Raw genomic sequence first — 23318 nt, forward strand, 5'->3', positions numbered from 1 at the left:
GTCGCGGCACCCTGGCTGTGTCCGGCGTTTTGAATGGCGAGCACTCGAAAAGCCGGGCGTTGCTCCGGGGGTAGGCTCGACATCGCGACGCCGCCGGTCCTGAGACCGGGTGGCCGCAAGCCCGGTGCTTCCGTCGTCACCGGGATACGAACATGTGGAGAGGAGCCCTGACCCAGGGTGAGCACCAAGCCGACCACCACAGACCTCGAGTGGACCGATCTGGACCAGCGGGCCGTCGATACCGTCCGCGTCCTGGCCATGGATTCCGTACAGAAGGTCGGCAACGGCCACCCCGGTACGGCCATGAGCCTCGCGCCCGCCGCGTACGTGCTGTTCCAGAAGCTGATGCGGCACGACCCCGCCGATGCGGACTGGACCGGCCGCGACCGCTTCGTACTGTCCGCCGGGCACTCGTCCCTGACGCTCTACATCCAGCTCTACCTGGCCGGGTACGGCCTGGAGCTCGACGACCTGGAGGCCTTCAGGACCTGGGGCTCCAAGACCCCGGGCCACCCGGAGTACGGGCACACGACGGGCGTCGAGACGACGACCGGCCCGCTCGGCCAAGGTGTCGCCAACGCGGTGGGCATGGCCATGGCCTCCCGCTACGAGCGCGGCATGTTCGACCCGGACGCCGCCGCGGGCACCTCCCCGTTCGACCACACCATCTGGGCCATCGCCGGTGACGGCTGCCTCCAGGAGGGCATCTCCGCGGAGGCGTCCTCCCTGGCCGGGCACCAGAAGCTGGGCAACCTGGTGCTGCTGTGGGACGACAACCACATCTCCATCGAGGGCGACACGGAGACGGCCGTCTCCGAGGACACCCTCAAGCGGTACGAGGCGTACGGCTGGCACGTCCAGCGCGTCGAGCAGCTGCCGAGCGGCGACCTCGACCCGGCAGGTCTCTACCGGGCCCTGAAGGCGGCGCAGGCCGAGACGGAGCGCCCCTCCTTCATCGCTGCCCGCTCGATCATCGCCTGGCCCGCTCCGCACGCGCAGAACACCGAGGCCGCGCACGGCTCGGCGCTCGGCGACGAGGAGGTCGCGGCCACCAAGCGCGTCCTGGGCTTCGACCCGGACAAGAGCTTCGAGGTCTCCGAGGCCGTCCTCGGGCACACCCGTGAGGCGCTCGACCGCGGCCGTGAGGCGCGGGGCGAGTGGGAGAAGACCTTCGCCGCGTGGCGTACCGCCAACCCGCAGCGCGCCGCCGAGTTCGACCGGATCCGCTCGACCGAACTGCCCACGGGCTGGGAGGAGAAGCTGCCGGAGTTCGAGACCGGCAAGAGCGTCGCCACCCGCGCCGCCTCCGGCAAGATCCTCCAGGCGCTGGGCGCGGTCATTCCCGAGCTGTGGGGCGGCTCCGCCGACCTGGCCGGCTCGAACAACACGACGATCGACAAGACGTCCTCGTTCCTGCCCAAGGGCAACCCGCTGCCGGAGGCGGACCCGTACGGCCGCACGATCCACTACGGCATCCGCGAGCACGCCATGGCCGCGACCATGAACGGCATCGCGCTGCACGGCAACACCCGTATCTACGGCGGCACTTTCCTGGTGTTCTCCGACTACATGCGCAATGCCGTACGGCTCGCCGCGCTGATGCACCTGCCCGTGACGCATGTGTGGACGCACGACTCGATCGGCCTCGGCGAGGACGGCCCGACCCACCAGCCCATCGAGCACCTGGCCTCGCTGCGCGCCATCCCGGGCCTGAACGTCGTCCGCCCGGCCGACGCGAACGAGACCGCGATCGCCTGGCGCGAGATCCTCAAGCGCTACACCAAGGAGTTCGGCGTCGGCGCCCCGCACGGCCTCGCGCTGACCCGCCAGGGTGTGCCGACGTACGAGCGCAACGAGGAAGCCGCCAAGGGCGGTTACGTGATGTTCGACGCCGAGGGCGGCAAGCCCGAGGTGGTCCTCATCGGTACCGGCTCCGAGGTGCAGCTCGCCGTCGAGGCTCGCGAGCAGCTTCAGGCCGCGGGCATCCCGACCCGGGTCGTGTCGATGCCGTGCGTCGAGTGGTTCGAGCAGCAGGACCAGCAGTACCGCGACTCGGTGCTGCCGCCGGCCGTGAAGGCGCGTGTGGCGGTCGAGGCAGGTATCGGGCTGACCTGGCACCGTTTCGTCGGTGACGCCGGTCGCATCGTTTCGCTGGAGCACTTCGGCGCTTCGGCCGACGGCAAGGTTCTCTTCCGTGAGTTCGGCTTCACTGGCGACGCGGTGGCCGCCGCCGCGCGGGAATCTCTTGAGGCCGCGGCGCGCTGACGCCCGTATACGACAAGTAGGAGATGCAACTCTCATGACAGACGCACTCAAGCGCCTCTCCGACGAAGGCGTCGCGATCTGGCTCGACGACCTGTCCCGCAAGCGGATCACGTCCGGCAATCTCGCCGAACTGATCGACCAGCAGCACGTCGTGGGCGTCACCACCAACCCGTCGATCTTCCAGAAGGCGATCTCGCACGGTGACGGTTACGAGCAGCAGCTCACCGACCTCGCCGTGCGCAAGGTGACCGTCGAGGAAGCCGTACGCATGATCACGACGGCGGACGTCCGCGACGCCGCCGACATCCTGCGTCCGGTCTTCGACGCCACCGGCGGCCAGGACGGCCGGGTCTCCATCGAGGTCGACCCGCGCCTGGCGCACAACACCCCGGCGACCATCGCCGAGGCCAAGCAGCTCGCCTGGCTGGTGGACCGTCCCAACACCCTCATCAAGATCCCGGCGACGAAGGCCGGCCTGCCGGCGATCACCGAGGTCATCGGCAAGGGCATCAGCGTCAATGTCACGCTGATCTTCTCGCTGGAGCGCTACCGCGAGGTCATGGACGCCTACCTGGCCGGTCTGGAGAAGGCCAAGACCGCCGGCCTGGACCTGTCCAAGATCCAGTCCGTCGCCTCCTTCTTCGTGTCCCGCGTGGACACCGAGATCGACAAGCGTCTGGACGCCCTGGGCACGCCCGAGGCCAAGGAGGCTCGCGGAAAGGCGGCCGTCGCGAACGCCCGTCTGGCGTACGAGGCGTACGAGGAGGTCTTCTCGTCGGACCGCTGGGCCGCGCTCGACAAGGCGCAGGCCAATAAGCAGCGTCCGCTGTGGGCCTCGACCGGCGTCAAGGACCCGGCGTACAAGGACACGCTGTACGTCGACGACCTGGTCGCGCCCGGCACGGTGAACACCATGCCGGAGGCCACCCTCGACGCCACCGCCGACCACGGCGAGATCACGGGTGACACCGTGCGCGGCACCTACGACCAGGCGCGTGCCGACCTCGACGCGGTCGCGAAGCTCGGGATCTCCTACGACGATGTCGTCCAGGTCCTCGAGGACGAGGGTGTCGACAAGTTCGCCGTGTCCTGGAACGACCTGCTCAAGTCGACCGAGGCCGAGCTCAAGCGCCTCGCTCCTTCGGAGGGCTGACCCACCTTGTCCGGTACTGGCGGAGCCAACCCGCTCCGTGACGCCGCAGACCGACGGCTCCCGCGTATCGCGGGGCCGTCGGGCCTGGTCATCTTTGGCGTTACGGGCGATTTGTCACGTAAAAAGTTGATGCCTGCCATCTATGACCTGGCCAATCGCGGCCTGCTGCCGCCGGGCTTCTCGCTCGTCGGCTTCGCCCGCCGCGAGTGGCAGCACGAGGACTTCGCCCAGGAGGTCCACGACGCCGTCAAGGCCCATGCCCGTACGCCGTTCCGCGAGGAGGTCTGGCAGCAGCTCATCCAGGGGATGCGCTTCGTCCAGGGCGACTTCGACGACGACGACGCCTTCGAGACGCTGAAGTCCACCATCGAGGACCTCGACAAGGTTCAGGGCACCGGCGGCAATTTCGCCTTCTACCTCTCCGTGCCGCCGAAGTTCTTCCCCAAGGTCGTCCAGCAGCTCAAGAAGCACGGTCTGGCCGACCAGACGGACGGCTCCTGGCGCCGCGCGGTCATCGAGAAGCCCTTCGGCCACGACCTGGTCTCCGCCATGGAGCTCAACCAGGTGGTGCACGAGGTCTTCCCGGCCAACGAGGTCTTCCGGATCGACCACTACCTCGGCAAGGAGACGGTCCAGAACATCCTGGCGCTGCGCTTCGCCAACACGCTCTTCGAGCCGATCTGGAACCGCTCCTACGTCGACCATGTCCAGATCACCATGGCCGAGGACATCGGCATCGGCGGCCGCGCCGGCTACTACGACGGCATCGGCGCCGCCCGTGACGTCATCCAGAACCACCTGCTCCAGCTGCTCGCGCTGACCGCGATGGAGGAGCCCGCCTCCTTCGACGCGGACGCGCTCGCGGCCGAGAAGACCAAGGTGCTCGGCGCGGTCAAGCTGCCCAGGGACCTGGGCACCGGCACGGTGCGCGCGCAGTACGCCGCGGGCTGGCAGGGCGGCGAGAAGGCCGTCGGCTATCTCCAGGAAGACGGCATCGACCCCAAGTCGAAGACCGACACCTACGCGGCCATCAAGCTGGAGATCGACAACCGCCGCTGGGCGGGCGTCCCGTTCTATCTCCGTACGGGCAAGCGGCTCGGCCGCCGGGTCACCGAGATCGCGGTGATCTTCCAGCGCGCCCCGCACTCCCCCTTCGACCACACGGCCACCGAGGAGCTGGGGCAGAACGCCCTGGTGATCCGGGTCCAGCCGGACGAGGGTGTGACGATGCGGTTCGGCTCGAAGGTGCCGGGCACCTCGATGGAGGTCCGGGACGTCTCGATGGACTTCGCGTACGGCGAGTCCTTCACCGAATCAAGCCCCGAGGCGTACGAGCGCCTCATCCTCGACGTCCTGCTCGGTGACTCCAACCTCTTCCCGAGGCTGGCCGAGGTCGAGCTCTCCTGGAAGATCCTCGACCCGATCGAGCAGTTCTGGGACAAGCACGGCAAGCCTCCGCAGTACCAGGCCGGTACGTGGGGCCCGGTCGAGGCGGACGAAATGCTCGCACGAGACGGACGGAGCTGGCGTCGGCCATGAAGATCGACCTTACGGACACCACCTCCAGCAAGATCAACAAGGCCCTGGTGCAGGGGCGCCGGGCGATCGGCACCCCGGCCGTCGGCATGGTGCTCACCCTTGTCATCGTCACCGACGAGGAGAACGCCTACGACGCGCTGAAGGCCGCCAACGAAGCCTCGCGCGAACACCCTTCGCGCACCCTCGTCGTCATCAAGCGCGTCTCGCGCTCGCCGCGCGACCGGGCCAAGGCACGCCTGGACGCCGAGGTGCGCGTCGGCGCGGACGCGGGCACCGGCGAGACGGTGGTGCTGCGGCTGTACGGCGAGGTGGTCAACCACGCCCAGTCGGTGGTCCTGCCACTGCTGCTGCCCGACGCACCGGTCGTGGCCTGGTGGCCGGTGAACTCGCCGAGCGACCCGTCCAACGACCCGCTGGGCACGCTGGCGCAGCGCCGGGTCACGGACACGTACGCCTCCGAGCAGCCGGTGCGCGAACTGACGGCCCGCGCCGAGGCCTACACCCCGGGCGACACCGATCTGTCCTGGACCAGGATCACGCCGTGGCGCTCCATGCTCGCGGCCGCCCTGGACCAGGTGATGTGCGAGGTCACATCGGTCGAGGTGGAGGGCGAGGAGTTCAACCCGAGCTGCGAGCTGCTCGCCATGTGGCTGGCCGACCGGCTGCACGTACCGGTGAAGCGGTCGCAGTCCTCCGGTCCGGGCCTCACGGCCGTACGGATGGAGACCAGTACCGGGCAGATCGTGCTGGACCGGGCGGACGGCTCGCTCGCGACGCTGTCCATCCAGGGGCAGCCGGACCGGGCGGTGGCGCTCAAGCGGCGCGACACGGCCGAGCTGATCGCGGAGGAACTGCGGCGGCTCGACCCGGACGACACCTACGCCTCGGCGCTGCGGTTCGGCGTCCACCGGCTGGCCGACGGGGAGGACGACGCGGCCGACGCGCCCAAGTCAGGCAAGTCCGCCGAGAAGTCCGCACCCGCGAAGAAGGCCGCCGGGGCCAAGAAGGCGGCCGCGAAGTGAGTGCACCGCAGCTCGTCGTCCACCGTGACAAAGAGCTGATGGCACAGGCCGCGGCGGCGCGCCTGATCACCAAGATCGTGGACGCGCAGGCCGCACGCGGCTCGGCGTCGGTGGTCCTGACGGGCGGCCGCAACGGCAACGCCCTGCTGGCCGCGCTCGGGGCCTCCTCGGCCCGGGACGCGATCGACTGGCGACGGCTGGACCTGTGGTGGGGAGACGAGCGGTTCCTCCCGGAGGGCGACCCGGAGCGCAATGTCACACAGGCCCGTGAGGCCCTGCTCGACAGCGTGCCGGTGGATCCGGCGCGGGTGCACGCGATGCCCGCGTCGGACGGCCCGTACGGCAGCGACGCGGATGCCGCGGCCGCCGCGTACGCCGCCGAACTCGCCGCGGCGGCGGGCCCGGAGGACCACGGTCCGGTGCCGACGTTCGACGTCCTGATGCTGGGCGTCGGCCCCGACACGCATGTGGCGTCGCTCTTCCCCGAGCTGCCCGGGGTCCGCGAGTCCTCCCGCACGGTGATCGGCGTCCACGGCGCGCCCAAGCCCCCGCCCACGCGTATCTCGCTCACGCTCCCGGCGATCCGGGCGGCACGCGAGGTCTGGCTGCTGGCGGCGGGCGAGGACAAGGCGAAGGCGGTGACGATCGCCCTCTCGGGGGCGGGTGAGGTCCAGGCCCCGGCCGCGGGAGCGCACGGCCGCAGCCGGACGCTGTGGCTGCTGGACGCGGCGGCGGCGTCGGGGCTGCCGCGAGGGTTGTACCCGCCGGCATCGGCGTAACCGGGGGCGCTGCCCCCGGACCCCCGCGCCTCAATCGCCGGCGGGGCTGAAATTTCCGCCGATCGGCCTGAAGATTCAGGTCGACCGGCGGAAATTCAGCCCGTCCGGCGATTGAGGACACGCCCGAAGGGCGTACCGGGGGTCTGGGGCGGAGCCCCCAGTTCGCGCCGCGAAGCGGGCGCAGGGAGGTTCGGGGTCCCCCCGGACGGAGTCTGGGGGAGGGCGGGTAGGGGAACAGCCCCGTCGGCGACGAGGAACGGCTCCAGCACCCCCGGCACCGCCTCCGCGGCGAACGCCAGCCCCTCGTCCTCCGCCGCGTCGTAGACCGAGTACGCACCCGCCCCCGCGGCCGTCGTCGCCGTCAGCGTCAGCACTCCCGCCCGGCGCTGGAAGACCGACTGCTTCACGGTCCAGCCGATGACCCCGCCCCGCTGCAGCGCGACCGTCGCGCGGCGGACGGTGCCGGAGCGGGCGACCAGATACGCACCGCTGATGCCGTGCCCCAGCGCGCGGTACGCGTCCAGGGCGAGGACCACCGCGACCGGCAGCCCCACCACCGCGCCCGCCGCAGCGAGGTACAGCAGGACGGGCGTGAGCCAGGCACCGAGGACCGTCAGCACCAGCGGGGGCAGCAGCGCCGCCGTCAGCGCCCATCTCAGCCTGCGGGTGCGCGCGGCCCGCGGGTGCGCGGTCAGCGGGGCCGCGCTCGTCGGGGCGACGGATTCGCGCAGTACCCGCGCTGCCACCTCGTCCGCCACCGCCCGCGGCGCCGCAGGCAGCAGAACTTTCAGATCGCCGTGTTTGTCCTGCTCGTCGTCGACGAGCCCCGTGGCGATCGCGTCGACACGTGCCGCGCCGAGCAGCCTGACGCCGAGCGGCTCGACCAGTTCCACTCCGCGCAGCCTGCGCTCCTCTATGGAGATCGAGCGGGCGGTGAACAGGCCCCTGCGCACCCGCAGGGTGCCGCCGGGCTCCCGCTCCAGGCGGTAGTTCCACCACATCTCGATCCAGAGGCCGAGCGCGCCGACGACCCCAGCGACCAGGACCGCACCGCCAAGAACCAGGACCGTCCAGAGGACGGAGGTGTCCCGGACACGGTCTCCCACCCAGTCGACGACCTTGCCCTGTGCCCCGAACCATTCGCTGACCTGCATCACACCGCCGACGGCCGCGCCGCCGAGCAGCGGGGCGACGAAGGAGACCGGGGCGTAGCGGAGCCAGGCCGGGTCGAGTGCGGCGAGCTCGCCCTCGCGTATGCCGGGTTCCGGCGCCGCCCGGGCCAGCAGTTCCCTGCGCAGCCGTTCACCCTCAGCCTTGCCGACCGCGTCGAGCTCCAGCGTGGACTCGCCGCCGCTGTGTTCGCCGGTGCCGATGCGCACCTTGACCAGGCCGAGGACGCGCAGCAGCGGATTGGCGGCCAGGTCGACGCTGCGGATGCGTTCGCGGGCCAGCGAGCGGCGTCTGACCAGCAGCAGTCCGGTGTGGAGTTCGGCGCGCTCGGGACCTATGCGGTAGCGGGTGCGGCGCCACCGTACGTAGTCCGCGCCCGCGCCCGCCGCGATCATCGGCACGGCCCCGGCCAGTACCCAGGCGAGCGCCTCCCACAGCGGCATGTCGTCGCCCGCGAGTCCGAGTGCGGTGGGCAGCCCGGCGCCCGCGGCCACGCCCGCCATGACGAACGCGGCGACCAGGACCGTACGCCGCTCGAGCCGCTGCCAGTCCCCGTCCGGGGAGCTCATGTCGCGTCCCCGGGTGTGGCCTGGGTGATCCGGGTCAGCTGTTCGGCGAGCCGGGAGGCGAGCTCGTGGTCGAGCCCCTCGATCTTGATCGCGCCTTTGGAGGACGCGGTCGTGACGACGACCGTGGCGAGCCGGAAGGCCTGTTCCAGCGGTCCGCGCACCGTGTCGACGGTCTGGATCCGGGACATGGGCGCGATCCGCCACTCCTGCCAGAGCGCTCCCGTACGGACGTACACGGCCTCGTCCGTGACCTCCCAGCGGTGCACCCGGAACCACCAGGCGGGGAAGGAGGCGGTGCCGGCCAGACCCAGCACCGCCACCGCCGCGGCGACCGTCAGCAGCGGTGGCCGCGCGGGCGCGATGAGCGCGCCCAGCACGGCCAGTACCACCACCGGGACTGCCGTTGCCAGCAGCCACTGGACCCGCCACCAGCCGACGGCCCGCTCGTCGAGCGTATTGTTCGGCGGCCTCAGCCGCACCGCGCCCTCCCCCGTCATCGGCTCAGCGACCGCGCAGCGTGCGGTACTTGGCCACAAGCGCCGCGGTCGAGCTGTCCAGCTGCTCGCCGCCGGTCCCTTCAGTGAGCACCGGCTCGATCTTCTTGGCGAGGACCTTGCCGAGTTCGACGCCCCACTGGTCGAAGGAGTCGATGTTCCAGATGGCGCCCTGGACGAACACCTTGTGCTCGTACAGCGCGATGAGCTGGCCGAGGACGGACGGCGTGAGCTCGTCCGCGAGGATCGTCGTCGTCGGGTGGTTGCCCCGGAACGTCTTGTGCGCCACCAGCTCCTCGGGCACGCCCTCGGCCCGTACCTCCTCCGGCGTCTTGCCGAAGGCGAGCGCCTGGGTCTGCGCGAAGAAGTTGGCCATCAGCAGGTCGTGCTGGGCAACCAGCCGCGGCGACAGATCCGCGACGGGCCTGGCGAAGCCGATGAAGTCCGCCGGGATGACCTTGGTGCCCTGGTGGATCAACTGGTAGTACGCGTGCTGCCCGTTGGTGCCCGGCGTGCCCCAGACGACGGGGCCGGTCTGCCAGTCCACGCGGTTGCCCTCGCGGTCCACGGACTTGCCGTTGGACTCCATGTCGAGCTGCTGCAGATACGCGGTGAACTTGGACAGGTAGTGGGAGTACGGCAGCACCGCATGCGACTGCGCGTCGAAGAACGCGCCGTACCAGACGCCCAGCAGGCCCAGCAGCAGCGGGGCGTTGGTCTCAGGCGGTGCCGTGCGGAAGTGCTCGTCGACGAGGTGGAAGCCGTCGAGCATCTCCCGGAAGCGGTCCGGGCCGATCGCGATCATCAGCGAGAGCCCGATGGCGGAGTCGTAGGAGTAGCGTCCGCCGACCCAGTCCCAGAACTCGAACATGTTGGCCGTGTCGATGCCGAAGTCGCCGACCTTCTCCGCATTGGTCGACAGTGCGACGAAGTGCTTGGCGACGGCCTCCTGACCGGCGTTCAGCTCGGTGAGCAGCCAGTCACGCGCGGAGGTGGCGTTGGTGATGGTCTCGATGGTGGTGAAGGTCTTGGAGGCGATGATGAACAGCGTCTCGGCCGCGTCCAGGTCCCGTACGGCCTCGTGCAGATCGGCCCCGTCGACGTTCGAGACGAAGTGGAAGGTCAGATCGCGCGCGGTGAAGGAGCGCAGTACCTCGTACGCCATGGCGGGGCCCAGATCGGAGCCGCCGATGCCGATGTTGACGATGTTCTTGATGGGCCTGCCGGTGTGGCCGGTCCACTCGCCGGAGCGGATCCGCTCCGAGAAGGCGGCCATCTTGTCGAGCACCGCGTGCACGGCGGGCACCACGTTCTCGCCGTCCACCTCGATCACGGCGTCGCGCGGGGCGCGCAGGGCCGTGTGCAGAACGGCCCGGTTCTCCGTGGTGTTGATCTTCTCGCCGCGGAACATCGCGTCCCGCAGGGCGCCGACGCCGGTGGCCGCGGCCAGCTCGCGCAGCAGCGCCAGCGTCTCGTCGGTCACCAGGTGCTTGGAGTAGTCGAGGTGGAGGTCCCCGACCTGGAGGGTGTAGCCGCTGCCGCGTGCCTCGTCGGCCGCGAACAGCTCCCGCAGATGTGTCTGTCCCAGCTGCTCGCGGTGCTTGCCGAGAGCGGCCCATTCGGGCGTCTGGTTGAGCCTCGTACGGCCTTCTGCGCTCATCTTGGACATCAGCCCACTTCTTCTCGTACCTGCCTGCGTGCCCCGCTGCGTCTCCAACCTAATTGATCAGCGGGGTGCCACGGCGTACGTAGAAGAGACGCATCGCGAAAGACGCGCCGAAGAAGAGGAGGACGCATCAAAAAGAAAGTCCGGCCGGGCACCCTCGGGTGTCCGGCCGGACCGCAATCTCTAGATCTCGCCCCGCAGTTTGGCCAGCGCTTCGGCGAGAATCGCCTCACCGTCCGCGTCGCTGCGCCGCTCGCGCACATAGGCGAGGTGCGTCTTGTACGGCTCCGTACGCGGCGGGTCCGGTGGATTGTCCCGATCCTGACCGGCCGGGAACCCGCAGCGCGGGCAGTCCCACGTCTCGGGGACCTGTGCGTCGCTGGCGAAGCTCGGCTGCGTCTCGTGCCCGTTGGAGCACCAGAAGGAGATGCGCAGGCGCGGCGCGGACTCGCCCCGCTCGGCCTCACCCATCGGCCCCGCTCCGACCCGGCTTCCCCGGATCGCGTTGCCACTTGCCACGGTCGTAACTCCCTGCGTGATGGTGCTGCACAGCGTCTCACAGCGGCTGCGCCGCGGTGCCCCAGTCTACGTAAGGCCCAACGCTCGTCCAGTGATTGGAGTTACACCCCACCCCGGGACGTGGATGGCCTGGGTCAGCTGTCCAACTTGATCAGCAGACCAAGTACGACAATGCAGGCAAACCACAGCAGACCGATTACCACGGTGATGCGGTCGAGGTTACGCTCGGCGACCGAGGAGCCACCCACCGAGGACTGCATTCCGCCACCGAACATGTCGGAGAGGCCGCCGCCCTTCCCCTTGTGCATCAGCACCAGCAGCAGCAGCAAGCCACTGAAGATGATCAGGGCAATCGAGAACCCGAAAATCACGGCTGGACCAACTTCCTAGGACTGAAATGGAGGACGGGGGCCGGGTGGCATTTCCATGCTGCCTACTCGGCCCCCGCAAGGGTACGACGGATCCGCGCTACGGCATACTCACTGGTCGCGGAACCGGACGATCTTGACGAACTCCTCGGCGTCCAGCGCCGCACCGCCCACCAGGGCGCCGTCCACATCGGGCTGCGCCATGATCGCGGCGACGTTCCCGGCCTTCACCGAGCCGCCGTACTGGACGCGGACCTTGCCGGCCAGCTCCTGGGAGTACAGCTCCGCCAGACGCCCGCGGATCGCACCGCAGACCTCCTGCGCGTCCTCGGGGGTCGCGACCTCGCCGGTGCCGATGGCCCACACCGGCTCGTACGCGATCACGATCGACTCGGCCTGCTCGGCCGGGACGTCCTTCAGGCCGCCGTCGAGCTGCGCGAGCGTGTACTCGACCTGGTTGCCCGCCTTGCGGATGTCCAGGCCCTCTCCGACGCAGAGGATCGGGGTCAGGCCGTGCTTGAAGGCGGACTTGACCTTGGCGTTGCAGAGCTCGTCCGTCTCGGCGTGGTACTGGCGGCGCTCGGAGTGGCCCACGGCGACGTAGGTGCACTTCAGCTTGGCCAGCATCGGGCCCGAGATCTCGCCGGTGTACGCGCCGGAGTCGTGCGCCGAGATGTCCTGGGCGCCGTACTTGATCTTGAGCTTGTCACCGTCGACCAGGGTCTGCACGGAGCGCAGGTCGGTGAAGGGCGGCAGGACGGCGACCTCTACGGCCTCGTAGTCCTTGTCCGCCAGGGCGAAGGCGAGCTTCTGGACGTGCGCGATGGCCTCGAGGTGGTTGAGGTTCATCTTCCAGTTGCCCGCCATCAGCGGGATACGTTCACTCACGGTTTTCAGTCCTCCAGTGCGGCGAGGCCGGGGAGCGTCTTGCCCTCGAGGTATTCGAGGCTGGCGCCACCGCCGGTGGAAATGTGGCCGAATGCGTTCTCGTCGAAACCGAGCGTGCGCACGGCGGCTGCCGAGTCGCCGCCGCCGACGACGGTGAAGCCCTTGCTGCCGAGCAGCGCCTCGGCGACGGCCTTGGTGCCCTGGGCGTAGTCGGGGTGCTCGAAGACGCCGACCGGGCCGTTCCAGAAGACGGTCCCGGCGTCGGCGATCTTCGACGCGAACAGCTCGCGCGACTTCGGGCCGATGTCCAGGCCCTCCTTGTCGGCGGGGATCTTGTCGGCGTCGACGGTGATGAAGTCGGCCGGGGCCTTGGTCTTCAGGTCGGGGAACTCGCCCGAGGCGAGGATGTCGACCGGCAGGACGAGCTCGACGCCGTTCTTCTCGGCGCGCTCCATGTACTCGGTGACGGTCGGGATCTGGTCCTCCTGGAGGAGGGAGATGCCGACCTCGTGGCCCTTGGCCTTGAGGAAGGTGTAGGCCATGCCGCCGCCGATGAGGATGCGGTCGGCCTTGCCGAGCAGCTGGTCGATGACGCCGAGCTTGTCGGAGACCTTGGCGCCGCCGAGGATCACCACGTACGGGCGCTGCACCTCCTCGGTGAGCTTCTTCAGGACGCCGACCTCGGTGGCGATGAGGTAGCCGGCGGCGTGCGGCAGCCGGGCCGGGAGGTCGTACACCGAGGCGTGCTTGCGGTGGACGGCCCCGAAGCCGTCGCCGACGTACACATCGGCGAGGGCGGCCAGCTGGTCCGCGAACGATCCGCGCTCCTCGTCGTCCTTGCTCGTCTCGCCGGCGTTGAAGCGGAGGTTCTCGATGACGGCGACCTGGCCGTCGGCGAGGCCCGCGACGACGGCCTTGGCCGATTCACCGACGGTGTCGGTCGCGAAGGCGACATCGGCGCCGAGCAGTTCACCCAGGCGCCGTGCGGCCGGGGCGAGCGAGAAGGCCGGGTCCGGGGCGCCCTTGGGGCGGCCCAGGTGCGAGGCGACGACGACGCGCGCGCCCGCCTCGGCGAGCTTGGCGACTGTCGGCTGGACCGCGCGGATGCGGCCGTCGTCGGTGATCGTGGTGCCGTCGAGCGGCACATTGAGGTCGGCGCGGACGAATACCCGCTTGCCCGCGACCCCTTCGGTGAGAAGTTCGTCGATCGTCTTCATGAAAATGCGGCTCCTCGTACGGCTGGTACGTGCGACAGGGCCTGGGCGGCGCTTCGTTGCGCGGCCCAAGCCCTGTCGCTCACATCGTGGTGCTCTCTTTGCAGATCAGCTTGCAGATCAGAGCTGGCCGCCGACGAAGACCGTGAGGTCCACGAGACGGTTGGAGTAGCCCCACTCGTTGTCGTACCAGCCGAGGATCTTCACCGACTTGCCCTCCTGGACCATGGTCAGGGAGGAGTCGAAGGTGCAGGAGGCCGGGTCGCCGACGATGTCCGAGGAGACGATCGGGTCCTCGGTGTAGAAGAGAACGCCCTGCAGGTCGCCGGAGTCGGCGGCCTTCTTGAACGCGGCGTTGACCTCGTCCTTGGTGACCTCGCGCTGCAGCTCCACCACAAGGTCGGTGGCCGAACCGGTCGGGACCGGAACGCGCATCGCGATGCCGTCGAGCTTGCCCTTGAGCTGCGGGAGGACGAGCGCGGTGGCCTTCGCGGCACCGGTGGTGGTCGGGATGATGTTCTCGGCGGCGGCGCGGGCGCGGCGCAGGTCCGAGTGCGGGAAGTCAAGGATGCGCTGGTCGTTCGTGTACGCGTGGACCGTGGTCATCAGCCCCTTGACGATGCCGAAGTTCTCGTCGAGAACCTTGGCCATCGGCGCCACACAGTTGGTGGTGCAGGAGGCGTTGGAGATGACGTGGTGGTTGGCCGCGTCGTACTTGTCCTGGTTGACGCCCATCACGATGGTGATGTCCTCGTCCTTGGCCGGAGCCGAGATGAGGACCTTCTTGGCGCCGCCGGCGATGTGCTTCGCGGCGTCGGCCTTCTTCGTGAAGATGCCGGTGGACTCGATGACGATGTCGACGCCCAGCTCGCCCCACGGAATATCGGCGGGGTTGCGCTCGGACAGCACCTTGATGGTGCGGCCGTCAACGGTGATCGTGTCGGCGGTGTGGGTCACCTCGGCCTTGAGGCGGCCCAGGATGGTGTCGTACTTCAGAAGGTGGGCGGTGGTCGCAGTGTCACCAAGGTCGTTGACAGCCACGATCTCGATGTCTGCACCCTGCTCCAGCAGCGCGCGGAAGTAGTTACGACCGATGCGGCCAAAGCCGTTGATGCCTACGCGGATCGTCACGAACCGATCTCCTCGTTGGTACGCCGGGTTTCGACGCCGGCGAGCTGTATGGGATGTCCCCGACCGCCTACGACCCTACCCCCCTGGCGGCCTGCGAGTGACATCGAGAGGGCCTGTGCGCGCCACGGCGACCCCTACCCCTCAGTAGGGTTTCGGCAGGGGCAGGAGCCGCCGTGGCGTGCTTCGCGGTGTCAGCTGCCGAGGGCCCTCAGCGCCTTCCCGATGACGTTCTTGCGGTCGCCCGGAGAGGGCACGTGCTCGAGGCCGAAGCCGATCAGCACGCTGTCCTCGGTGGTGACGGCGGCCTGGGAGTGGAAGAGCGCCTGGGCCCGCGCCCAGTCGACCGTGTTCCCCGGGCTGCCGGCCGGCGGTCCCGGCACGGCCCACGGGCCGAGCGCGGTCTCGAAGCCCTCGGGTCCCTGTGGGGTGCCGGAGACGACGAGCCTGGTGTCGTCGACGAAGGCGCCGATGCCGCCGGTGCCCGGGTCGGAGACGTACGAGATCGAGAGCTCGACCTGCTTCCCGGCGTGGGCGCTGAGGTCCACGGAGACCTGCTGCCAGCCGTTGGAGGAGCCCGTGAAGCGGTTCCACGCGCCGCTGGTTCCGGTCGCCGTGCAGCCGGAGGCCGCGACCGTCAGGTAGTGGGCGAGGAACGGGTGGCCATTGACGTAGTAGCCCTCCTCGCACTGGACGGGCACCTCGCTGGTGGTGCCGCCGTTGGCGTCCGGCAGGGTCGTCCAGTCGTCCTGGCCCACCGTGTGTGCCTCGACGACGACATTGTCGAAACCGCGCTCGGTGTCGTAGCTGAGCTGGAACTCCAGGCTCGGCTTGGCGGCGGCCGCCGTCCCCGACAGATCCACCGTGCGCGCCAGGCGCATGTACGCGTCGTCCTGGTGCTTCGCCGCGGCGAACCAGTCGCCTACGGCGGGCTCGAAGGGCGTGCGGGTCCCCGGATAGGTGCCCGCCGAGGCGCTCTCGAACTGCGGGAATTGGTCGGGCTTCAGGGTGTCCGACGTGATGGTGTACGCCCCGGCCAGGTCGAGCGGATTGCCGCTCGCGTCACCGAGTGCCGCCGTCGCGCCCGCGAGCGCCCCGGAACCGGCGAAGGAGGGCGGGGACTTGAGCCCGACACGGTTGTACGCGCCGAGGTAGTACTGGGCGAAGTCGTTGGAGTCCGCGCCGCCCAGGTCGACCGTGCCGCCGGCCTGCTCACCGGCGTTGATCAGCTTGCCGCCCTCGTTGAGGTAGTCCCGTACGACGCCGGTGGTCACCGCGGAGGGCTGGCCCGCGCCGGTGTACCAGACGACGGTCTTGAAGTGGTCGAGCACGCCCAGCGCGCTGGGGACGCCCTGCGTCGCGACGTCCCAGACCGCGGCCCGGCGGCCGTTGTCCGCGAGGGCCTTGGTGTACGCGGCGGTGTTCTTCGCCGGGGCGGTGCCGCCCTCTTCCGCGATCACCAGTGTGTCGGCGCGCGGCCGTTCGGCGACCGTGTAGGTGAAGTGTTCGCTGGCGGTGGGCTCTCCGGTCCGGGTCTCGCCGGTGAACCAGACCTCGACCGTGTCGCCGACGTCCCCGTCCCGGACCTTGGCGCGGTACTCGTCGAAGCGGATGTTGTCGTCGCCGCCATAGGTCTCGCCGCCCTTCCAGCGCCTGAGCGTCTGGTCGTGCGTACGGCCGCCGTTGACGCGGTACTTGAGCTCCTTGTCGCGTACGGACTTACGGGCGACGACGGAGACTTCCTGGTCGCCACCGCGCGCGTAGGAGGTGGTGAAGGCGTCGGGGGTGAAGTCGGCGGCCTTCAGACCGAGCGAGGAGGAGGGCTGGTCGGGATGGGCCGCGGTCTCGGCGACGGAGAGCGCGAACGGGATGTTCTTGGCGAACTCCTGCTGGATCAGCTTCTCGTCGTCGGGGAAGGTGAACACCGACGCACAGTCGGCCGGGTTCCAGGGGTCGTTGGGGTCGATGCGTGAGGCGGTCCCGCAGGTCGACATCTCCGGGGTGTACATCATCATCCCGTTGACGTTGGCCGCGTGGCCGTCGGCCTCGCCGTTGGTCGTGTAGAGCTCGGAGGAGACCTGGGGGCGGTAGCCGGGGATCGCGGAGTTCTGCGGCGTACCGGCGAGGGACTGGTAGAGCACGTCGTCCGGGGTCGGGGTGGCGACCTGCCAGCCGACTCCGTACAGGATCAGCTGGGCCGCGGAGTGGTAGTTGATGCCGTACTCGAAGCCGATGCGCTTCTGGAAGGCGTCGAGCGCCCTGGTCTCGGGCTCGGAGGCCGGGCCGGTGCCGCGGTAGGTCTCGGAGGCCGGGTCGGGGGACGAACCCTCGTTGTCGTAGCCCCACTTGTAGGCGAAGTTCCGGTTGAGGTCGACGCCGTCGCCCGGGGTGATCTTGCCGTCGCCGTTGTTGTCGTGGAGGTTCTTGCGCCACTGGCGCTCGTCGGTGCCGGTGAACGTGTAGTCGTAGCCGTCGGGGTTGGCGGAGATGACGAACCACAGTTCGGTGGAGTCGACAATCTTCGTGATCCGCGGGTCCTTGCCGTAGTTCGCCAGGTAGTAGTGCATCAGCCGCCGGGTCATCTCCGGGGTGATCCACTCACGCGCGTGCTGGTTGGACAGATACAGCGTGGAGGGCTTGGAGCCGTCCCGGAACTTCTTGGCGCCCTTGCTGACCTTGAGGGCGAGGATGTCCTGGCCCTTGACGGTCTTGCCGATGCTGACGACCTTGGTGAGGGCGGGATGGGCCTGCGCGGTGGCGAGGATCTCGCGCTTCAGGCCCCTCTCCCCGCCGTACGGGCGGAAGACGCCGTCGCCCGCTGCCGCCACCCGCTTCTCGGCCGAGGAGGAGACGGTGTGCTCGGTGACCTCGATGCCCTGCTTGCGCAGAGCGCCGGCCTGCTTGTCGGTGAGGTAGAGCTCCACGGTGGCGGCGCCCTTGTCGGGCACCTGCTCGGTCAGTTCATGACCGTCGGCACCCGCCGCGAGGATCAGCGGGACCTGGGTCTTGGTGACTTGGGCGCGCCATACGGACAGTCCGTCGCCGTCGCCCGCGGGTTGTGCCTGGGCGAGCGGCGCGGCCGCGAGTCCGGCTGTCAGGAGTGATACGGCGGCGAGGATCGATCTCGCTCTTCGTCTCATTGGCCCCCCTTGCTGGTTTCTGCCAGGAAAGTGAACAGACGCCAGACTCATCACACCCCATGGCCATGTCAAGACAGCCACGCCGTCCGAAGGAGTGCACAAAAAAACCGCTGTCGGCGTTCGGGTGAACGGCGACAGCGGTCGGTAGAACGAATGGTGACGGTGGATCAGCCTACGAGGCCGTCCGCCATCTCCTCGGTGAGGTTGGACTCCGTGCCCGGAATGCCGAGATCCTGGGCCCGCTTGTCCGCCATCGCGAGCAGTCGGCGGATACGGCCCGCCACGGCGTCCTTCGTCAGCGGCGGGTCGGCGAGTGCGCCCAGCTCCTCCAGGGACGCCTGCTTGTGCTCCATGCGCAGCCGTCCGGCCGCCGCGAGGTGCTCGGGCACCTCCTCGCCGAGGATCTCCAGCGCGCGCTGGACGCGGGCGCCCGCGGCGACCGCGGCGCGCGCCGAGCGGCGCAGATTGGCGTCGTCGAAGTTGGCGAGGCGGTTGGCGGTGGCGCGCACCTCGCGCCGCATCCGCCGCTCCTCCCAGGCGAGCACGGACTCGTGGGCACCGAGGCGGGTCAGCAGCGCGCCGATCGCGTCCCCGTCGCGCACGACGACACGGTCCACACCGCGCACCTCGCGCGCCTTGGCGGCGATGGAGAGCCGGCGGGCCGCGCCGACCAGCGCGAGAGCGGCCTCCGGACCCGGGCAGGTGACCTCCAGCGAGGAGGAGCGGCCCGGCTCGGTGAGCGAACCGTGTGCCAGGAACGCGCCGCGCCAGGCGGCCTCCGCGTCACATGTGGCGCCCGAGACGACCTGCGGCGGCAGTCCCCGGATCGGCCGGCCCCTGCCGTCGACCAGACCGGTCTGGCGGGCCAGCTGGTCGCCGCCCGCCACCACCCGTACGACATAGCGCGAGCCGCGGCGCAGTCCCCCCGGCGCCATCACCATGAGCTCGGAGCTGTGGCCGAAGATCTCCAGGATGTCCCGCTTCAGCCGGCGTGCCGCGATGCCGGTGTCCAGCTCCGCCTCGATCACAATGCGGCCGCTGACCAGATGCAGCCCGCCCGCGAACCGAAGGATCGCCGAGACCTCCGCCTTTCTGCAGCAGGTCCGGGTGACGGGAAGCCGGGAGATTTCGTCCTTCACCGCTGCCGTCATCGCCATGGGCCGATCCTTCCATGCATCCGAAAAATACGGTCGTACGCGGCGGCCAACAGCTCCGGATCATGCTTCGGAACACCATTGGGCGAGGCCACGGGCGCCAGCTCGACCGCGGCACCGAACCGCTTTGCGGCGTCGGCGAGGGACTCGCGGTCGGGCACAGCGGCCTCGTCGGCCAGCACCACGTCCAGGGCGAGTTTAGGCGCGTGTCGTCCCAAAACCTCCAAATGACGCTGCGGTGAGAAGCCATCTGTTTCGCCGGGCTGCGGCGCGAGGTTGAGGGAGAGGACCCGGCGGGCCCTCGTCTCGATCAGCGCGTCCAGCAGTTCGGGTACCAGCAGATGCGGGATCACCGAGGAGAACCACGAACCGGGGCCGAGGACCACCCAGTCGGCGTCCAGGACCGCTTCGACGGCTTCCGGGACGGCGGGCGGGTCGTGCGGGACGAGGTGCACGGACTGCACCTCGCCCGGGGTGAGCGCGACGGTGGCCTGGCCACGGACCGTGTCCACCTCGTCCGGGCGGGCCGGGTCGTGGCCCCGTACCAGGGCCTGGAGCTCCAGCGGCACGGCGGACATCGGCAGCACCCGCCCGTGCGCGCCCAGCAGCTTGCCGACCAGGTCCAGCGCCAGGACATGGTCGCCCAGCTGTTCCCACAGGGCGACGATCAGCAGATTGCCGACCGCGTGTTCGTGCAGGTCGCCCTGGGACTGGAAGCGGTGCTGGATGACGCGGGCCCAGGTCTGGCCCCAGTCGTCGTCGCCGCACAGGGCCGCCAGGGCCTTGCGCAGATCGCCGGGGGGCAGCACACCCAGCTCGTCGCGGAGCCGGCCGCTGGAGCCGCCGTCGTCGGCGACGGTGACGACCGCGGTGAGGTCGCCGGTGATCCGGCGCAGGGCGGTGAGCGACGCGGACAGGCCCATGCCGCCGCCGAGCGCGACGACCTTGGGCTGCGCGCCGCGTTTCCGTCCGGTCGGCGCGTGCGTGGCCCTGCGCAGCCGCCTCAGACGAAGGTTGCGTCCGGTCACTCGCGCCCCATGTCCCGGTGGACGACGACGGTCTCGATCCCGGCGGAGGAGAGCCGGGCGGCCAGCTTCTCGGACGTGGCGACGGAGCGGTGCTTGCCACCGGTGCAGCCAACGGCGATGGTGACGTACCGCTTGCCCTCGCGGCGGTAGCCCGCGGCGATCAGCTGGAGCAGCTCGGTGTAGCGGTCGAGGAACTCCTTGGCGCCGGGCTGGTTGAAGACGTAGTTCGACACCTCTTCGTTCAGGCCGGTGAAGGGGCGCAGCTCGGGGACCCAGTGCGGGTTCGGCAGGAAGCGCATGTCGACGACGAGATCCGCGTCGACGGGCAGTCCGTACTTGAACCCGAACGACATCACCGTGGCGCGCAGCTCCGGCTTCTCGTCGCCCGCGAACTGGGCGTCCATCTTGGCGCGCAGCTCGTGCACGTTGAGGCTGGAGGTGTCGATCACCAGGTCGGCGTCGCCGCGCAGCTCGCGCAGCAGATCACGCTCGGCGGCGATACCGTCGACGATCCGGCCGTCGCCCTGCAGCGGGTGCGGACGGCGGACCGACTCGAAACGGCGGACCAGGGCCTCGTCGGAGGACTCGAGGAAAACGATCCGCCGCGTGACCTGCTTGGAGTCCAGGTCGGCGAGGGATTCACGCAGGTTGTCGAAGAACCGCCTGCCGCGTACGTCGACGACGACGGCGATCCGGGCGACATTGCCCTGCGAGCGGGCGCCGAGCTCCACCATCGTGGGGATCAGCGCGGGCGGCAGGTTGTCGACGACGAACCAGCCGAGGTCTTCCAGACACTTCGCGGCCGTGCTGCGCCCGGCACCCGACATACCGGAGATGATGACCAGCTCGGGGATGGCCGCCTCCGCGGCTCCGCCGGGCTCGATCGTGGTGCCCGTACTCACGTCTGCTGCTCCGTCTCCGTCGTGCTCAGTCATGTCGTGCTTCCCCCGTCGTTCTCTTCAATGATCTCTCCTGTTGCCGTATTCACGGCAGGGGCGGCCGGAGCCGCCTGGGCAAGGGCCACCACCACGGACTCCGCGGTCTTGCGACCCATGCCGGGAACCTCGCAGATCTGCTCGATTGTCGCCTGCTTCAGCCGCTTCACCGAGCCGAAATGCTTGATCAGCGCCTGCTTACGGGTCTCGCCGAGACCGGGCACGGCGTCGAGCGGGCTGATCCTGATGCGCTTGGTCCGCTTGGAGCGCTGGTAGCGGATGGCGAAGTCGTGAGCTGTGTCACGGACCCGCTGGAGGAGATACAGCCCCTCGCTGGAGCGCGGCAGGACCACCGGGTCGTCTTCGTGCGGCAGCCAGACCTCCTCCAGGCGCTTGGCAAGTCCGCAGACGGCGACATCGTCGATGCCGAGCTCGTCGAGCGCGCGCTGGGCGGCGGCCACCTGGGGCTGGCCTCCGTCGACCACGACGAGCTGCGGCGGATACGCGAAACGCTTGCGCTTGCCGTCGTCCTCCGGGGCGTCCTCGGGGACGTCCTCGCCGATCCACTCCCCCGTCCTGTCCTTCTCGGCCAGATAGCGCTTGAAGCGGCGGCTGATGACCTCGTGCATGGACCGGACGTCGTCCTGTCCCTCGAAGCCCTTGATCTGGAACCGGCGGTACTCGCTCTTGCGGGCCAGGCCGTCCTCGAAGACCACCATGGACGCCACGACGTCCTCGCCCTGGAGGTGGGAGATGTCGAAGCACTCGATCCGCAGCGGCGCCGAGTCGAGGCCGAGAGCCTCGGCGATCTCCTCCAGGGCGCGCGAGCGGGTCGTCAGGTCGCTGGCGCGCTTGGTCTTGTGCAGGGCGAGGGCCTGCTGGGCATTGCGCTGGACCGTCTCCATCAGGTCCTTCTTGTCTCCGCGCTGGGGGATGCGCAGCGAGACGTTCGAGCCACGGCGCTCGCTGAGCCACTGGCTGACCGCGCCGGTGTCCTCGGGCAGCGCCGGGACGAGGACTTCCTTGGGGACCGCGTCGCCCTTCTCCTCGCCGTACAGCTGCTGAAGCGCGTGCTCGACGAGGCCGGCGGTGTCGACGGCCTCGACCTTGTCGGTGACCCAGCCGCGCAGGCCGCGGACGCGTCCGCCGCGGACATGGAAGATCTGTACGGCGGCTTCCAGCTCGTCCTCGGCGACGGCGATCAGATCGGCGTCGGTGGCGTCCGCGAGCACGACCGCGTTCTTCTCCAGGGCCCGCTTGAGCGCCCCTATGTCGTCACGCAGCCTGGCCGCCTTCTCGTACTCCATCTCATCGGCGGCCGCCGTCATCTGCTTCTCCAGGCGGCGGATGTAGGTGCCGGTGCGGCCGGCCATGAAGTCGCAGAACTCCTCGGCCAGTTCGCGGTGTTCCTCGGGGGTGACCCGGCCGACACAGGGTGCGGAGCACTTGCCGATGTAGCCGAGCAGACAGGGGCGCCCCTTCTGCTGGTGGTTCCTCAGGACCCCCGCGGAGCACGTACGGACGGGAAAGACGCGCAGCATCAGGTCGACGGTCTCGCGGATCGCCCAGGCATGGCCGTACGGACCGAAGTAGCGCACGCCCTTCTTCTTGGCGCCGCGCATCACCTGGACCCGCGGAAACTCCTCATTGAGGGTGACCGCGAGATACGGATAGCTCTTGTCGTCCCGGTACTTGACGTTGAACCTGGGGTCGAACTCCTTGATCCAGGAGTACTCCAGCTGGAGCGCCTCGACCTCGGTCGAGACGACGGTCCACTCGACGGAGGCGGCGGTGGTGACCATGGTGCGGGTGCGCGGGTGCAGACTCGCCAGGTCCTGGAAGTAGTTGGCGAGGCGCTGCCGGAGGCTTTTCGCCTTCCCGACGTAGATCACCCGGCGGTGCTCGTCGCGGAACTTGTAGACCCCCGGCGAGTCGGGGATCTGTCCCGGCTTGGGGCGGTAGCTGGAGGGGTCTGCCATGCGCTCCACCCTACTGGCGGGGGGTGACAGTGCGGGCCCGTGCTGTGTGCCGGGACGCCGCTCACCGACCCCCGTACGCGGAGCCCAGGGACGTCAGGCGCGGCGGCGGTGCTAGGCCGCCGCGACGATCAGCGTCGCGCATCGCGATCCTCCCGAGGAGGAGCGCCTCCGGACGCTGCGGTTGAGTATCAGTCCTTGTCGAGGGCAGATCAACACGCTTCAATGCGGGGTGACACGGCGCTGTGAATGCCACGGCCGGGATGTGAATACCTCCGTCCCGTTCCACCTGGACGCCCGTCGCCGCCCAC

At 69.6% G+C, this 23318-nt stretch carries 18 protein-coding genes; 5 read left to right on the forward strand and 13 right to left on the reverse strand.

What is annotated here, in order from left to right; translation table 11 throughout:
* The first annotated feature begins 177 nt into the window (after positions 1-177).
* The 5 genes from tkt to pgl are packed head-to-tail and all read left to right on the forward strand — an operon-like array spanning position 178 to position 6758.
* Complete coding sequence (tkt, locus tag OG741_RS10040; protein ID WP_405596439.1) at positions 178-2265, forward strand: transketolase; 2088 nt, start codon at positions 178-180, stop codon at positions 2263-2265.
* A gap of 34 nt (positions 2266-2299) precedes the next feature.
* A complete protein-coding gene (tal, locus tag OG741_RS10045) occupies positions 2300-3418 on the forward strand; it encodes a transaldolase (RefSeq protein WP_405596440.1) in 1119 nt (372 codons plus the stop codon).
* A 6-nt stretch (positions 3419-3424) separates the two neighbouring features.
* Entirely contained in the window at positions 3425-4957 is a 1533-nt protein-coding gene (gene zwf / locus OG741_RS10050; RefSeq protein ID WP_266477627.1) for a glucose-6-phosphate dehydrogenase, read from the forward strand.
* Complete coding sequence (gene opcA, locus OG741_RS10055; RefSeq protein ID WP_405596441.1) at positions 4954-5979, forward strand: glucose-6-phosphate dehydrogenase assembly protein OpcA; 1026 nt, start codon at positions 4954-4956, stop codon at positions 5977-5979. The genes zwf and opcA overlap by 4 nt, the downstream gene beginning before the upstream one ends.
* Positions 5976-6758, forward strand: coding sequence for a 6-phosphogluconolactonase (pgl, locus tag OG741_RS10060; protein WP_405596442.1), 783 nt, complete (start codon positions 5976-5978; stop codon positions 6756-6758). The genes opcA and pgl overlap by 4 nt, the downstream gene beginning before the upstream one ends.
* Before the next feature lie 95 nt (positions 6759-6853).
* On the opposite strand, the gene OG741_RS10065 is transcribed toward pgl, so the two are convergent.
* The 13 genes from OG741_RS10065 to uvrC all read right to left on the reverse strand — a co-directional run bounded on the left by OG741_RS10065 (position 6854) and on the right by uvrC (position 23010).
* Positions 6854-8497 (reverse strand): PH domain-containing protein, encoded by a 1644-nt coding sequence (locus tag OG741_RS10065; RefSeq protein ID WP_405596443.1) that lies wholly within the window; start codon positions 8495-8497, stop codon positions 6854-6856.
* Entirely contained in the window at positions 8494-8994 is a 501-nt protein-coding gene (locus OG741_RS10070; protein ID WP_405596444.1) for a PH domain-containing protein, read from the reverse strand. Before OG741_RS10070 ends, OG741_RS10065 begins: the two co-directional genes overlap by 4 nt.
* Before the next feature lie 4 nt (positions 8995-8998).
* Entirely contained in the window at positions 8999-10651 is a 1653-nt protein-coding gene (gene pgi / locus OG741_RS10075) for a glucose-6-phosphate isomerase (RefSeq protein WP_405605494.1), read from the reverse strand.
* 189 nt (positions 10652-10840) lie between these two features.
* Complete coding sequence (locus OG741_RS10080) at positions 10841-11176, reverse strand: RNA polymerase-binding protein RbpA (RefSeq protein WP_003976875.1); 336 nt, start codon at positions 11174-11176, stop codon at positions 10841-10843.
* A 134-nt stretch (positions 11177-11310) separates the two neighbouring features.
* A complete protein-coding gene (secG, locus tag OG741_RS10085; protein WP_266477593.1) occupies positions 11311-11547 on the reverse strand; it encodes a preprotein translocase subunit SecG in 237 nt (78 codons plus the stop codon).
* Positions 11548-11655: 108 nt separating this feature from the next.
* Entirely contained in the window at positions 11656-12432 is a 777-nt protein-coding gene (tpiA, locus tag OG741_RS10090) for a triose-phosphate isomerase (protein WP_405596445.1), read from the reverse strand.
* Between the two features lie 5 nt (positions 12433-12437).
* On the reverse strand, positions 12438-13649 hold the full coding sequence (locus tag OG741_RS10095) for a phosphoglycerate kinase (protein ID WP_405596446.1): 1212 nt from the start codon (positions 13647-13649) through the stop codon (positions 12438-12440).
* A gap of 117 nt (positions 13650-13766) precedes the next feature.
* Positions 13767-14777, reverse strand: a complete 1011-nt coding sequence (gap, locus tag OG741_RS10100; protein ID WP_266477587.1) for a type I glyceraldehyde-3-phosphate dehydrogenase — start codon at positions 14775-14777, stop codon at positions 13767-13769.
* A 191-nt stretch (positions 14778-14968) separates the two neighbouring features.
* Positions 14969-17914 carry a M14 family zinc carboxypeptidase gene (locus tag OG741_RS10105; RefSeq protein WP_405596447.1) on the reverse strand — a complete coding sequence of 982 codons (2946 nt, stop codon included), beginning with the start codon at positions 17912-17914 and terminating at the stop codon, positions 14969-14971.
* Positions 17915-18081: 167 nt separating this feature from the next.
* Complete coding sequence (gene whiA / locus OG741_RS10110) at positions 18082-19071, reverse strand: DNA-binding protein WhiA (RefSeq protein WP_215093490.1); 990 nt, start codon at positions 19069-19071, stop codon at positions 18082-18084.
* A complete protein-coding gene (yvcK, locus tag OG741_RS10115; RefSeq protein ID WP_324986811.1) occupies positions 19062-20096 on the reverse strand; it encodes a uridine diphosphate-N-acetylglucosamine-binding protein YvcK in 1035 nt (344 codons plus the stop codon). Before yvcK ends, whiA begins: the two co-directional genes overlap by 10 nt.
* Positions 20093-21031 (reverse strand): RNase adapter RapZ, encoded by a 939-nt coding sequence (gene rapZ / locus OG741_RS10120; protein ID WP_324986807.1) that lies wholly within the window; start codon positions 21029-21031, stop codon positions 20093-20095. Before rapZ ends, yvcK begins: the two co-directional genes overlap by 4 nt.
* The gene (uvrC, locus tag OG741_RS10125; RefSeq protein WP_405596448.1) at positions 21028-23010 is read right to left on the reverse strand and encodes an excinuclease ABC subunit UvrC; all 1983 of its coding nucleotides are present in this window, start codon (positions 23008-23010) and stop codon (positions 21028-21030) included. Before uvrC ends, rapZ begins: the two co-directional genes overlap by 4 nt.
* Between the last annotated feature and the right edge of the window lie 308 nt (positions 23011-23318).

The sequence above is a fragment of the Streptomyces sp. NBC_01410 genome, from assembly GCF_045040195.1.
Taxonomy (GTDB): Bacteria; Actinomycetota; Actinomycetes; order Streptomycetales; family Streptomycetaceae; genus Streptomyces.

Excerpts from the sequence above, each read along its gene's own strand:
- tal (WP_405596440.1), top strand. The coding sequence starts at position 2,300 with ATGACAGACGCACTCAAGCGCCTCTCCGACGAAGGCGTCGCGATCTGG.
- opcA (WP_405596441.1), top strand. The coding sequence starts at position 4,954 with ATGAAGATCGACCTTACGGACACCACCTCCAGCAAGATCAACAAGGCC.
- OG741_RS10065 (WP_405596443.1), bottom strand. The coding sequence starts at position 8,497 with ATGAGCTCCCCGGACGGGGACTGGCAGCGGCTCGAGCGGCGTACGGTC.
- OG741_RS10070 (WP_405596444.1), bottom strand. The coding sequence starts at position 8,994 with ATGACGGGGGAGGGCGCGGTGCGGCTGAGGCCGCCGAACAATACGCTC.
- pgi (WP_405605494.1), bottom strand. The coding sequence starts at position 10,651 with ATGAGCGCAGAAGGCCGTACGAGGCTCAACCAGACGCCCGAATGGGCC.
- OG741_RS10095 (WP_405596446.1), bottom strand. The coding sequence starts at position 13,649 with ATGAAGACGATCGACGAACTTCTCACCGAAGGGGTCGCGGGCAAGCGG.
- OG741_RS10105 (WP_405596447.1), bottom strand. The coding sequence starts at position 17,914 with ATGAGACGAAGAGCGAGATCGATCCTCGCCGCCGTATCACTCCTGACA.
- whiA (WP_215093490.1), bottom strand. The coding sequence starts at position 19,071 with ATGGCGATGACGGCAGCGGTGAAGGACGAAATCTCCCGGCTTCCCGTC.
- rapZ (WP_324986807.1), bottom strand. The coding sequence starts at position 21,031 with ATGACTGAGCACGACGGAGACGGAGCAGCAGACGTGAGTACGGGCACC.
- uvrC (WP_405596448.1), bottom strand. The coding sequence starts at position 23,010 with ATGGCAGACCCCTCCAGCTACCGCCCCAAGCCGGGACAGATCCCCGAC.